This is a genomic window from Vibrio sp. S9_S30 (genome assembly GCF_014694455.1).
In the GTDB taxonomy this organism is placed as follows: domain Bacteria; phylum Pseudomonadota; class Gammaproteobacteria; order Enterobacterales; family Vibrionaceae; genus Vibrio.
On record NZ_JAAUWT010000003.1, the window covers coordinates 125514 to 137879 of the forward strand.

General features: G+C 43.1%; 11 protein-coding genes. 3 read left to right on the forward strand and 8 right to left on the reverse strand.

All coding sequences use genetic code 11. The features are described from left to right. Window position 1: 1 nt before the first annotated feature. The 3 genes from HC752_RS04640 to HC752_RS04650 form a co-directional block, all read right to left on the reverse strand. Complete coding sequence (locus HC752_RS04640) at window positions 2-1252, reverse strand: outer membrane beta-barrel protein (RefSeq protein ID WP_190333960.1); 1251 nt, start codon at window positions 1250-1252, stop codon at window positions 2-4. 13 nt (window positions 1253-1265) lie between these two features. Continuing rightward, window positions 1266-2666: an undecaprenyl-phosphate glucose phosphotransferase gene (locus HC752_RS04645; protein ID WP_190333961.1), complete on the reverse strand. Its 1401-nt coding sequence runs from the start codon at window positions 2664-2666 to the stop codon at window positions 1266-1268. 309 nt (window positions 2667-2975) lie between these two features. Then, window positions 2976-3623, reverse strand: a complete 648-nt coding sequence (locus HC752_RS04650) for a LuxR C-terminal-related transcriptional regulator (RefSeq protein ID WP_190333962.1) — start codon at window positions 3621-3623, stop codon at window positions 2976-2978. 544 nt (window positions 3624-4167) lie between these two features. Here HC752_RS04650 and HC752_RS04655 point away from each other — a divergent pair. Together HC752_RS04655 and HC752_RS04660 are read left to right on the forward strand one after the other, a co-directional pair. Continuing rightward, entirely contained in the window at window positions 4168-4650 is a 483-nt protein-coding gene (locus tag HC752_RS04655) for an acyl-CoA thioesterase (protein WP_190333963.1), read from the forward strand. Between the two features lie 296 nt (window positions 4651-4946). Further along, window positions 4947-5198, forward strand: coding sequence for a hypothetical protein (locus HC752_RS04660; RefSeq protein ID WP_190333964.1), 252 nt, complete (start codon window positions 4947-4949; stop codon window positions 5196-5198). 438 nt (window positions 5199-5636) lie between these two features. On the opposite strand, the gene malG is transcribed toward HC752_RS04660, so the two are convergent. The 3 genes from malG to malE all read right to left on the reverse strand — a co-directional run bounded on the left by malG (window position 5637) and on the right by malE (window position 9435). Further along, the gene (malG, locus tag HC752_RS04665) at window positions 5637-6527 is read right to left on the reverse strand and encodes a maltose ABC transporter permease MalG (RefSeq protein WP_190334154.1); all 891 of its coding nucleotides are present in this window, start codon (window positions 6525-6527) and stop codon (window positions 5637-5639) included. 10 nt (window positions 6528-6537) lie between these two features. Continuing rightward, the gene (gene malF / locus HC752_RS04670; RefSeq protein ID WP_190334155.1) at window positions 6538-8169 is read right to left on the reverse strand and encodes a maltose ABC transporter permease MalF; all 1632 of its coding nucleotides are present in this window, start codon (window positions 8167-8169) and stop codon (window positions 6538-6540) included. Between the two features lie 84 nt (window positions 8170-8253). Further along, on the reverse strand, window positions 8254-9435 hold the full coding sequence (gene malE, locus HC752_RS04675) for a maltose/maltodextrin ABC transporter substrate-binding protein MalE (RefSeq protein ID WP_190333965.1): 1182 nt from the start codon (window positions 9433-9435) through the stop codon (window positions 8254-8256). A gap of 424 nt (window positions 9436-9859) precedes the next feature. On the opposite strand from malE, the gene malK reads away from it, so the two are divergent. Further along, window positions 9860-10969 (forward strand): maltose/maltodextrin ABC transporter ATP-binding protein MalK, encoded by a 1110-nt coding sequence (gene malK / locus HC752_RS04680; RefSeq protein WP_190333966.1) that lies wholly within the window; start codon window positions 9860-9862, stop codon window positions 10967-10969. Window positions 10970-11095: 126 nt separating this feature from the next. On the opposite strand, the gene HC752_RS04685 is transcribed toward malK, so the two are convergent. Together HC752_RS04685 and HC752_RS04690 are read right to left on the reverse strand one after the other, a co-directional pair. Further along, window positions 11096-11266, reverse strand: coding sequence for a hypothetical protein (locus HC752_RS04685; RefSeq protein WP_190333967.1), 171 nt, complete (start codon window positions 11264-11266; stop codon window positions 11096-11098). Window positions 11267-11405: 139 nt separating this feature from the next. Next, on the reverse strand, window positions 11406-12080 hold the full coding sequence (locus HC752_RS04690; protein WP_446751422.1) for a LuxR C-terminal-related transcriptional regulator: 675 nt from the start codon (window positions 12078-12080) through the stop codon (window positions 11406-11408). Window positions 12081-12366: the final 286 nt, after the last annotated feature.

Below are 12366 nucleotides of genomic sequence, written 5' to 3' on the forward strand. Positions count from 1 at the left end.
ACTAATATGCAATGGAACCGGAAACTGACCATATCATTTGATCATAGCCGTACCCTTCCCAGCTCGATGTTTTATTTATTTTTCTGACGCCAACAGAGAAGTCGATCCGTTCATTAAATTCGTATCCGACATTCGCTGACCATTCAAAAGACTTATCGTCTCTTAACTCGCCATCTTGGAAAGCACCGGTATACTCTTGAGATTTAGCTGCCACAACCGCTCTCGTGTATATCTGTGTACGCCAATAATGCTTCCAAACAATATTCACATTGCTGTCTTTGACGTAGTCGCCATCTTGGTCTGGGTCTCGTGCAACTTGCTCTGTATTAATGCTCCAAGTCGAGTGGTAATACGGGCTCCAACCCATTCCAATTGACCAACTCACCCCAGTAAAGTCCTCACGATCTGAATCGAGAAAGTCTTTATCTTGCAGGCCAATCTTTGCGTAGCCTTTTATTTTCCCGGTGGGATCCCACTCTAAACCTGCGTAATAACTGTTCGTATTGCTGTCTAGAGAAGGCACTCCGTTAGCGGTAAGGGCATAAGTTTTCTTCGCAAACTCATACTCCACAATGGCTTTAGTATGCGCGAGCCATTGGTAAGAGAACCTCAAACCAGCGTAACGATTGTCAAAATCTTTAAAACGCGTGCTCCGATTGTCATTGGTTCCGCCAAGGTTACGGAAATTTAAGTATTCCACGTCACTGTACCCAAGCTTGGCCTCTATTTGACCTTGTGCCCCACTCGCGCCATAGGTGTATGTCGTCACAGCAGAACGCTGGAGAAAATCCAGTGGCCTATCGATAGCCGTCGAGGTTCCATCGCCTTCACTTAAACCAGTACCACGAGCTTCATGAGATTTGGCTATCCGAAAATCAGCACGTACAGCATGGCGGAACCCGATCCTCACTATATTCCTGCTTTCAAAAGTATGATCGGTGAAATCATCATTAGAGCTTGAGAAATAACGACCATTACTCAGTTTGTATGACAATAAAAATTCATGCTCGCGAGGTTGGAACCTCAAAGAAATACTTGGGTCTAGAAATAGAAACGAAGAAGACACCGCATTTTTCGACTCGGAGGCGAGCAGCAGGTTATCGTTTTGCCCAAATTGCGCTTTCACTCCAGGGGCAACCTCTATCCCTGACTCTGTCACAAAAGGCTCGGCAGAAAGGAGTGCACTGTGAGTAAACGCCAACACTCCAAACACCAAAAAGAAGAACTTATCTAAGGAATATTTCATCATCATACGGTACTCGGATTTAATAAGCAGTTTTACCAGTGAACCCTTTAAATATAGTCAGGAGTACGATTTTTAGATCCATTCCAAATGACCAGTTTTGAATGTAGGCCAAATCGAACTCCACGCGTTTTTCCATTTTGTCGATCGTATCCGTTTCGCCACGGTACCCATTGACTTGTGCCCAGCCCGTAATGCCCGGCTTAACCTTATGGCGTAGCATGTATCTATCAACAATTTGGCGAAATTCTTCGTTATGGCTCACCGCATGTGGGCGAGGCCCAACAATGGACATGGAGCCTTGAAGGACATTGAAAAACTGAGGAAGCTCGTCTAAGGATGTTCGGCGAAGAAACGCACCAAAACGTGTCACTCGGGGATCATTTTTGGTCGCTTGCTTCACCACCGCCCCGTTATCCATCACCTTCATGGATCGAAATTTCCAAACTTTGATTTTTCGACCATCCAATCCATATCGATCTTGCTTAAATAACACAGGCCCGGGAGAAGACAGCTTCACACCCAATGCCACTGCGGCTAAAACAGGTGAAATCATGAGGAGAATGAGGGAAGACAAAACAATATCTTCAACGCGTTTAATCCACGAAGAAAAGCCATTAAAGGGGGTATCAAAGACACTTAACGTGTGGACGTCACCAATATGGTGCCATCGAGAATGCAACAGGTTATACGTAAAGAAATCGGGCACGATATAAGTATTGACTGTCGTATCAGAGAATCGGGCAAGAAAATCCGAGATCCGCTTGTTGGCATGCAAGGGCATGGCGATGTAAACATGTTCTATCTCGCCATTTTTTGCGCGTTCAAGCGCTTTCTCCACATTACCTAGAATTTTATATGACGTTGATTTCTGCAAGCGCTCTGCGTTTCGCTCGTCATAAAACCCATCCAACACAACGCCGTGCTGTTTATTGCGTTCAATCTCGCGCGCAAGCTTAAGACCATGCTCCGTAAAACCAATGATGACAGCACGACGCGTATTGAACCCTTGTTTACGTAAGTTCAACAATACAATTCGGTAAACGCAACGCCAGAACATCAATAGAACAGGGGCAACAACAAACCACGCACCAACAACAACACGTGAAAAGTCGACACCTGTTTTAGTAAAATAGCCCAGAGCAAGAAGAATAACGGTGGCAATAAACCATGGTAGCAACGTGAGCTGACACTGTTCGCGCAACGTGTTGGTTCGCCATGAGCGGTATAGGTTGGCACTTTCGGCACCTAAGAGGTAGGAAATAATCGCGATGACACCGATAAGGTTGTAATCGCGATTAAATTCACCAACGTACAAAAGGGATAGGGCGAAAAGCGACCCACCAATGATTCCGATGTCAGCTAAACGAAATAAAAATGCAAATTCAGTTTCATAAGAGCGGATTAGGCCCCTTTTTTCCATATCCATATCTGACCGCTAGTTGTGTTGATCTTAAAGTACACAGAATTTGCGTACTCCTTTTCGATACAAAATACTACTTAACCAAGTTCACAACACAGATACTTATGCTTTTCTTGGTAAGCGTAATCGTAAAAGCCTAAAAGAGCTACGCGACTAGTTATTATGATTATTAATTCGGGTAGATAATTTATCGAAAAATTGAAATTATTTAAGTGGTTAAAAGAATGATTTTGTCAGGCACCAAAAGTAGTACTTCATTTCATCCTAATCTCAGTGCCATAACATCACCTGACTATAGTGCAAATATAATTATAAGTGCTTTTTGGCCCAAGCCATTGCCTGAAGGCGATTTTTAACTTCTATTTTTTTGAAAATATTATATAAGTGTGATTTGATAGTATGCTCACTAATGAATAGCTTATCTGCAATTTCTATATTAGACTCCCCTGTTTTTAACGTTTCGAGAATTTCTATTTCTCTACGGGTCAAATCTACCTGAATTGCCTCATCTTCCATATAGCTTGAGTCATTTTTTTGATAAAAGCTCAACAACTGATTGATCGCTTTTCGAGGTAACCAATTCTCACCGCGGGAAATCGATAGCAACCCATTACACACACTGTCGAGATCATCCTTTGCTCCAAAGCACCCGTGAAGCTTCTTCCACTTAACTAATTCTTTAAATTCAATCTCTTGCTCACCATTAAGCAAAACGACAGCCATAAGCCCTTCCGATTTAGCCAACGCTGATGCGACCCAATCAATATTGTCCTTAACACTCAAATCCACAAGTGCGATATACTCCTCTCCCGTGAGCAATTCACTTTCCAAGCCATCATAATCGACTACCGTCACCAATAATGGGACATTCGATTCTACATAGCTTTTGAAATAATTGCTTTGAATGTTCTTGTTGGTAATGAATATTATATTAGCTTTATTACTTGTGTTATCCATACTAATACCAGTTTCCCATCAGTCTATGTTAATACCTTTCTTGTAGGAGTATCTCCGTACTTATTGTTCTCCAACATCATTCTTATCTAGTTAACTGACTTAATACAGTAAGCAGAAGCACGAGAGTATACAATTGACAAGTGACTTTGCAAAAAAATCCATCCCATATATATCGCTTTATATCTTCTTTCTTAATACTGAGACAAAAGGTGCTCTCTAAGAATCTTGTTGTATTTGAAAAACGAGGCTATTCGACCACATCACTTAATACCTTACTAAGTCTAGTATTAGTACATTAGTTCACTTCAAAAAACACTACTCTAAAAGTACTAGAAATTTAGATAATGAAGGGGCAGTACGGCACTCCCTAAATAGACTAATATTCAATTTTAACATTCTAAATACAGTGAAATCCATTCATATACTTCATATGAATATAATTGCTTATTTGTTTGGATTTTATTTTCCTTACGGCTGTTGATGCCACTGACCAATAAGAGATCCATGAACTACACTTAAGCTTTAAGCATAACAACTGGTTATTATGAGTAATAGACAACGAGAAATAACTCTGCGTTTCCTAGCAGAACCCACAGACGTCAATTTTGGCGGGAAAGTTCATGGTGGCGCCGTCATGAAATGGATCGATTTAGCGGCGTATGCATGTGCAGCAGGATGGAGCGGAAAATACTGTATTACAGCTTACGCCGGTGGCATACGTTTTGTCGCGCCAATTCATGTAGGGAATCTTGTCGAAGTGACGGCTAAGGTCATCTATACAGGCCGTAGTTCTATGCACATTGCCCTTGACGTGCAGGCAGGGGACCCAAAATCAACGTCCAAAATACTCACCACACACTGTATCGTCATTATGGTGGCGGTCGATGAAAATACTCAGCCAACCCAAGTACCAGAATGGGTGCCAACAGATGCACAGGATATTGAGCTTAGAGAGTCCGCTATTCGGCTAATGGATATGAGGAAACACATTGGCGCCGAGATGGAAGCTCATGTTAAAGACAAATAAACTTACACATATAGCTCACTCATAAAATCAACCATCTGACGCTAACGTTTACTCGGTTATTTTATTGTGAATATAGTCTCAATTTTATTCCATTCAAATAAGCTCAAGTTGGGGTCTGAGTAAGCTCGCCCTTGGGGCTTTATCTTCTGCCTCATTTCTTCATCAGCGAACTTAGCAAGGAAAGAGCCTTGCACTGCCATTTGTTACATCGACAACCTGTCATCAATGCTTCATCTTTCTTTGCTCTAATGCTCTCGCACTACCTTCATTCGGTTTGACGTACAGTAAATTGAGCAATGATTAAATTAAGTGAACAAACAATCAAAGATTTGAAATCCGTTGAGTACCAATGGGTTCGTACACTTGATGCTGGCGGTTATCAGCCTAACGAGATCAATCACTACATTCGAACTTGCTTTGGTGGGGATGATGTTTTTGCGGATTTGTTTAGACGAGTAGCGCTTGATCAAGAAAGTATTTACGTATTGATGCGACACCTTGGCTGGGCACCGTCTAATCGCGAATGCCTTTATGGCAGGGCACTTTGACGTGCGCTATCTATTTTGAAATTACAACTTTCTTATTAATTAGGTTGAACTGCCCCGCAATTTCGCAGATGAGTAAGGTGTTCACTCCCAAATCGACTTTGCCCGAAAACAATTTCTGCTATATTGCATCAATCTCACATTATGCATGTTTAGTGTGAGAACGTTGCCCAGAGTTATAAAATGAAAATCTACTTTATAAATAACTTATGGTGTTGTAAGCCAAGGCTTAAGCATTTCTCACATGCAATAAAAAGCCCAAGCTAAATGCTCGGGCTATCGTTACAAAAACTGTTAGACAAATAAGTAAGGAATTCAGCTAACAGCCAGCTATGCGTAACCAAGTAATTTGCAGCGCACTTACACCAACTGATCAGCGGCCAAACCAATACGTTGATAGTACACAGATTATTATATTCGTGAATAATTCACGGGTTCCTATTATCCTTTAACTCCTCCCGCTGTCAATCCTCCAATAAGCCACCTTTGCGCCAATAAGAACACGACAGTAATCGGAATAGCAGATAAAACCGCCGCCGCCGCAAAATCTCCCCATAGATAATTCTGAGGATATAGGTACTGTTGCATACCTACCGCTAACGTGTAGGTCTCTACATCGGAAAGAAGCAACGACGCGACTGGAACTTCTGTTATTGCTGCAATAAAGGCCAGAATAAACACAACAGCGAGAATGGGAACGGATAGAGGCAATAAAACCAACCTGAATGTTTGCCATGGCGTGGCACCGTCAAGAGCCGCGGCTTCTTCCAGTGACGAGTCAATGGTTTCGAAATAGCCTTTGATCGTCCAAACATGCAAGGTAATCCCCCCTAAATAGGAAAATATCAGCCCACCGTGTGTATTTAGGCCCACAAATGGGATGTACTGCCCTAACCTATCAAATAAGGCATACAAAGCCACCAGTGCCAGTACAGCCGGAAACATCTGAAAGATCATCATGGCTTTCAATAACGTTGTTTTTCCACCAAATTTTAACCTCGCAAACGCATAAGCCGACGTCGTAGACAGCGCCACAATCAGCACTGAACTGATTGCCGCTACCTTGACTGAATTCCATAACCACAACAGGACAGGGAATGGAGGCGCCGTTGCCGAGCCATCGGCGTGCATCACTCTAAACCCTAGGGCCAACTTCCAATGCTCTAACGACAGATTGGATGGCATGATCTCGCCTGTCGCGAAGTTGCCTTCCCGCAAAGAAATGGCCATGACCATAATCAACGGAAAGAGAATCAGCACGAGAAAAAACCATAGCGCAATGTGCGTTGCCCAAACTCGGTATTTCAGCGATTGTCCTTGTACCATTGGCATCATTTTGCTCCTAACGCTCAGACAGTTTGGTTAATTTAAGATTCAAAAGAGCCAACCCGCCCACCAAAAAGAAAATCAACGTTGCTATCGCACTGGCAAGACCAAAATCTTGACCACCAGAGCCTTCAAACGCAATTCGATAGGTATAGCTCACCAAAAGGTCGGTATAACCCGCTGGCTCTGAAGTGCCGATACGATTGGGGCCACCTTCGGTTAACAACATGATCATAACGAAATTATTAAAATTGAAAGCAAAGGTCGCAATCAGCAACGGCGTCAACGGGCGCATCATCAATGGCAGCGTTATGTGAACAAAATTTTTAATAGGACCGGCGCCATCAATGGCTGATGCTTCATACAAATCGTTCGGAATGGCTTTTAGTAAGCCCATGCACAAAATCATCATATAAGGGAAACCCAACCACGTGTTCACAACCAACACCATCGTTTTGGCCAAAATGGGGTCAGAGAACCACGCTGGGCTGATTCCAAAAAGCGCATTCAACACCCGATTTACCTCACCGAAACTTTGGTTGAATAACCCTTTAAAAATAAGGATAGAAATAAAAGATGGAACCGCATAAGGGAGGATCAACATCACTCTATAAACGGCTCGACCTCTTAGGGCTTCCCATTGGACAACGCTTGCCAAGATCAAGCCAATGAACAAGGTCAACACAACCGTACAGACGGAAAATACGATCGTCCAAATAAAGATTTGGATAAACGGCTCTTTGATTCCCTCGTCTTTCCAAACACGTTCAAAGTTATCGGTTCCTATACTCACCACATACCCTGGCGGAATAGGCTCACCCTTGAACTCACCGTTTGAAAACACTTGATAAAATCCAATGTCGTCATTGGGTTTTAATATTTGTTGGGTTTCTTGGTTAGCCAATGTGGTTTGGTCTGCCTGCAACTGATATTTAGGCTGTATCGAGCCCAACGTTCTCAACCCGTTCATTGTCACTTCTTCACCATTTGGCAGCATAAGCGTGAGAGAAGACAGTGCCTTACGATGCTTTATAACGGTTTTTATTTTTGCTTCGCTCCCTACTGGCTTAGCAACAGGGTGCATCTGAATGACAGTCGAGGTCGTTACGGTCGACGTGATTGCCGTCGAAGTGAGTGCGGTCGAAGTGAGTGCGGTCGAGGTAATGGCATCAAAATCGATAGTGGGTGAGGCTGCCCATTTACCGGATTGATTAACCAATATCTGATAACCATTCTCGAAAGAATGCAGCTGAAAAGGGTAGCTGTCGCCACTTTGAACAGTTTGGGCGAGCAGAACAGACTGGGCGCGTTCAAACGAAAGTTGATTCTTTGCACTGTAATTCGTCAATGCCAGACCAACGGTATAAACCATGGGAAATACGACAAACAAAATCACCCCAGCAATACCGGGGTAAATATACCGGTGCGCGTAGGTTTTCTTGCTACCAAAAATGGTTACGGCAAGTGCGGTTAAAACAACGGTGAGCATTGCAAAGGCAAATTCACCTTGAGCGTACATGAGCATGCTTGCGTAACCGTTGATCAAAGCAAGCCCCCCCAATACTAGCCATTTGATGATAAGCCCAGTGGGGAAAGAAGGTGACGTTGCCGCTTCGCTCAACGATTCAGTATTAAAAAGTGACGGCATATAAACTCGTAATGCTGCAAAGGAAAAGCAATTCGCACCACCGGATGAACGCAGTGGCGCAATAAACATAGAATACCCAGTGAGTTACTTGATCATTTGTTTCTTGGCATCGTTCAGTGCGGCTTCTACCCCCTGACGACCATCAACAATGTTAATAACCGCATTTTTGGCGGAGCTCCAGAACGCGCTCATTTGAGGAATATTAGGCATAATTTCTCCATGTTGAGCATTGATCATCGTCGCAGCGATACGCCTGTCCTTCGCTATTTCTTGTTGGAATGAGTTCAAAGCCACCGCGCCCAAAGGCTTATCATTATTGATGGTGCGCAAGCCATCGTTTGTCAGTAGGTAGCTTTCAATAAACTCAACGGCCAAATCCTTGTTTGGAGAGGCGGTACTGATGCCTGCGGTTAACACACCCACAAAGGGTTTAGATGGTTGACCATTGAATTTAGGTAACGTTGTGACCCCATAGTTTAGACCCGAACGCTCGATATTCCCCCAAGCCCAAGGACCATTAATCGTCATCGCAACGTTGCCTTTATTGAACTCCGATTCAGACACCGAATAATCCATGTCTGGAGAAATTACCCCTTTATCCACAAGTGATTTAACGAAGTGCATGGCGGCTACGACACCTTCTTTGTGAATGCCCACCTCTTTTATATCATAGCCTCCAGCCTTGCGCTTAAACGCATAACCACCATCCGCGGCCATAAGTGGCCATGTGAAATAGGGTTCTTTTAAGTTCCACATAATGGCGGACTTGCCCTCTTTCTTTAGCTTCGCATTGAGTGCTTCCATCTCCTCCCAATGTTGAGGTGGGTTAGGCACCAAGTCTTTGTTATAGATGAGAGACAAAGATTCGACTGCAATAGGATACCCAATAATTTTGCCCTTATAAGTCACCGCGTCCCATGCAAAGTCAACAATACCTTCTTTGATTTCCTTAGACGGGTTCACATCAACCAGTAAACCGGATTCCGCGTAGCCACCAAAACGGTCATGCGCCCAAAAGACAATGTCGGGTCCCTCTCCAGTCGATGCGGTTTGTGGAAATTTATCTTGTAAAGAATCTGGGTGCGCAACCGTCACTTTGATGCCCGTATCCTCTTCAAACTGCTTACCCACTTCAGCCAAACCGTTGTAACCCTTATCGCCGTTAATCCAAATGGTTAACTGCCCTTCTTCAATGGCCGCATTGGCTGTAAAAGAGCCAAAAGAAGCAAGGGTGCAAAGCGTCAATGCACGAACTGGAGCTTTCATATTGTTGTCCTTTTCATAGGTAGAGATACGTCAGTAATAGTGCTCGAACAGTAGGGAAACAGCATCATCCTAAATGCTACGCCTTCCGATAGATTGAGGTATTTCGTGACCATCATTACGTTTAACGATAACTCCAGCTCACAGAAAGCGAGCATTTTGTGATTCTCATCTCGCTCATAAATCCACGGTCGCGTGCGTACTCAGTGGTCATACAAAGGGTCTCCTCCCTACGGACTCCCCCTATACCCCACTGATGTGGGATGACCTATTTTATGCTTCGTCGGGTACTATAGCCTGAGTCAACCAACACTCTATTCTCGGCGTTCAAACCGGTCTCGATTGTTAAATTCGGTTTGATAACTTTAAAAAACCTTTATAATTCAAAAATATATACAGTTCAAAAGATTAATCTAAGGAAAGCGATATGGCGAGCGTTACGCTTAAAAACGTGTCAAAAGCTTATGGCGACAGACTTATCTCTAAGAATATCGACTTAGAAATCGAACAGGGAGCGTTCATTGTATTCGTCGGACCATCCGGCTGCGGAAAATCGACTCTACTTCGATGTATCGCTGGACTTGAAGACATTACCTCTGGCGACCTCTATATTGGCGAAACCAGAATGAACGAAGTGGAACCATCCAAGCGCGGGGTAGGAATGGTCTTTCAGTCTTACGCTCTCTACCCACACCTCAATGTGTTCGACAACATGTCATTCGGTCTCAAATTGGCTAAAGCCAATAAAAACGAAATAAAGAGACGAGTAACCGAAACGGCGGAGATGTTGCAATTAACACCATTACTCAATCGCCAGCCTAAAGATTTGTCTGGCGGTCAACGCCAGCGCGTCGCGATTGGTCGCACACTGGTTTCGCAGCCAGACGTTTTTCTATTAGATGAACCACTTTCTAATCTGGATGCTGCGTTACGAGTTCAAATGCGAAGTGAAATCACGAAATTGCAGCGTCAACTGGGTTGCACGATGATCTACGTAACCCACGATCAAGTCGAAGCCATGACAATGGCCGATAAAATTGTTGTTTTGGATGCTGGCTGTGTTTCTCAAGTCGGAAAGCCTCTGGAGCTTTATCATTATCCCAACAACCAGTTTGTCGCTGGCTTCATCGGTTCACCCACAATGAATTTTATTGATGTGAAAGTAGAAAAAGCGGAATCAAACCAGGTGTTGGTTCAAACAGAGGACGGTTCGGTCTTTTGGGTTCAAGTAGATGGCGCCACAGTGCACTCAGGTGAAAAGATGACCCTAGGTATCAGACCCGAGCACCTTGTTGAACATTCAGCATCGGATCACGTTATGCAGGGAACGGTTCAAGCGGTCGAAAAGCTGGGCAACGAAACGCAAGTCTACCTAAATCTTGATGATTCTGGTGTTCAAGTCATTTACAGAGCACCCGATACCATTGAGGCGGAGCCCGATCAACCTTTTTCCATCGGCATCCCCACTCATCGATGTCACCTATTCCACAAAAATGGGATGGCATGCCAACGCTTGTACAAAGAGAAAGGGGGGTAATCTCAATATGGCGTCTGGATCGATTGCGTGAACGCTATATTAATGACCAAGTGAGATGAACAACCAAGCGAGATGAACAACCAAGCGAGATAAGCTACCCCGCTAAGGCTGGCGACCTCATCAACGTTAACTAGAAGGATCAGACCACTTTATACGGTTGTACACTTCTTCATGGAGCGTCTGGTTAGATTGCTCAAGATGCATAAGTAACGATTCAATTTTATCCATCCAATTGACATCACTGCTGCCATCGAGAGCTTTATCGTCCATTTTCGATTCATGCTCTTTATTAGCCATACCGTGCTCCTAAAAAAACACTCTCTTCCTCAGCACCCCCATCGAACGACACCGTTCTGGGGCAACCCGCTCAAATAAAAGCGCTTAAGAAAACCATAGCATAATCATAGCCCAACTTTTGATATGTGGGGAAAAGTCACTAAACCAATTCTTCTTGGCTAATGTTTTCTTTTGCCCAAATCAACGCTTGTAGACGATTTTTAGCGCGAATTTTCTTAAATAGATTATGCAAATGCGTTTTGACCGTATTTTCACTAACGAACAGTTTGTCTGCGATTTCGGTATTCGTTGAACCTTTAGCCAAATGCCGAATGATCTGTTGTTCACGGCGAGTCAGTTTTGAAAACAGTGCGTTAGTGGTACTTTTTTGGCTCTGGCGATAGTACATGATGTATTCTTGAGCGAGCTTGCGGCTTAACCACATCTCGCCATTTTGAATAGCACTCATTCCTTTTGATAGCGTCTCTATATCATCATCCAAGTAAAACACACCCACCAAATTCGCCCAATCCAACAACTCTCTTGAATCGATGTCATTACGGCAATTCAGCAAAACTTCTTGGCTTTGTGGAAAGTAACGATTTTTATACTGCAAGTACTTTGGTAAAAACCCTGAATTAATAGCACTCATATCAATAACAACAAAATTATCCATACCTAGAGATAAGTCAAACTCTCTGTTTTCTAATATTGAAATGAGCTGCAAAGTATTCACATAAATGTGCAACTTCTCCTCTAATGATCGCTGAAGAAGCTGTGATTGCATTGTGTCATTTGTTATTAGAGTAAACACCACCGCGTTCCTTTTATTTATTTTCCAACCGGGCTGAGCTGTATACGTTATGAATATCCATAGCAAAGTCAAGAGTCATAACTAAAATACAACAAGGCACTTATGAAGACAACTTTTAAACCATTGATTTTAAAACAGTATCACTTATGAGAAATAACTATTGTTCTATATTGAGAATACCTCTCAAATAATCTTACGGAACGGAGAACTGATTAATAAAGTGACAAAAACCACTGATTCTTTGCCTTTATTTAATTTTAGATACTGAATCAAATTTTATTATTTAGAGTAGTATCTTGTCGATTCA

Coding starts and splice junctions, on each gene's coding strand:
- HC752_RS04640 (WP_190333960.1), bottom strand. CDS start 1,252: ATGATGATGAAATATTCCTTAGATAAGTTCTTCTTTTTGGTGTTTGGA.
- HC752_RS04645 (WP_190333961.1), bottom strand. CDS start 2,666: ATGGAAAAAAGGGGCCTAATCCGCTCTTATGAAACTGAATTTGCATTT.
- HC752_RS04650 (WP_190333962.1), bottom strand. CDS start 3,623: ATGGATAACACAAGTAATAAAGCTAATATAATATTCATTACCAACAAG.
- HC752_RS04655 (WP_190333963.1), top strand. CDS start 4,168: ATGAGTAATAGACAACGAGAAATAACTCTGCGTTTCCTAGCAGAACCC.
- HC752_RS04660 (WP_190333964.1), top strand. CDS start 4,947: ATGATTAAATTAAGTGAACAAACAATCAAAGATTTGAAATCCGTTGAG.
- malG (WP_190334154.1), bottom strand. CDS start 6,527: ATGCCAATGGTACAAGGACAATCGCTGAAATACCGAGTTTGGGCAACG.
- malF (WP_190334155.1), bottom strand. CDS start 8,169: ATGCCGTCACTTTTTAATACTGAATCGTTGAGCGAAGCGGCAACGTCA.
- malE (WP_190333965.1), bottom strand. CDS start 9,435: ATGAAAGCTCCAGTTCGTGCATTGACGCTTTGCACCCTTGCTTCTTTT.
- malK (WP_190333966.1), top strand. CDS start 9,860: ATGGCGAGCGTTACGCTTAAAAACGTGTCAAAAGCTTATGGCGACAGA.
- HC752_RS04685 (WP_190333967.1), bottom strand. CDS start 11,266: ATGGCTAATAAAGAGCATGAATCGAAAATGGACGATAAAGCTCTCGAT.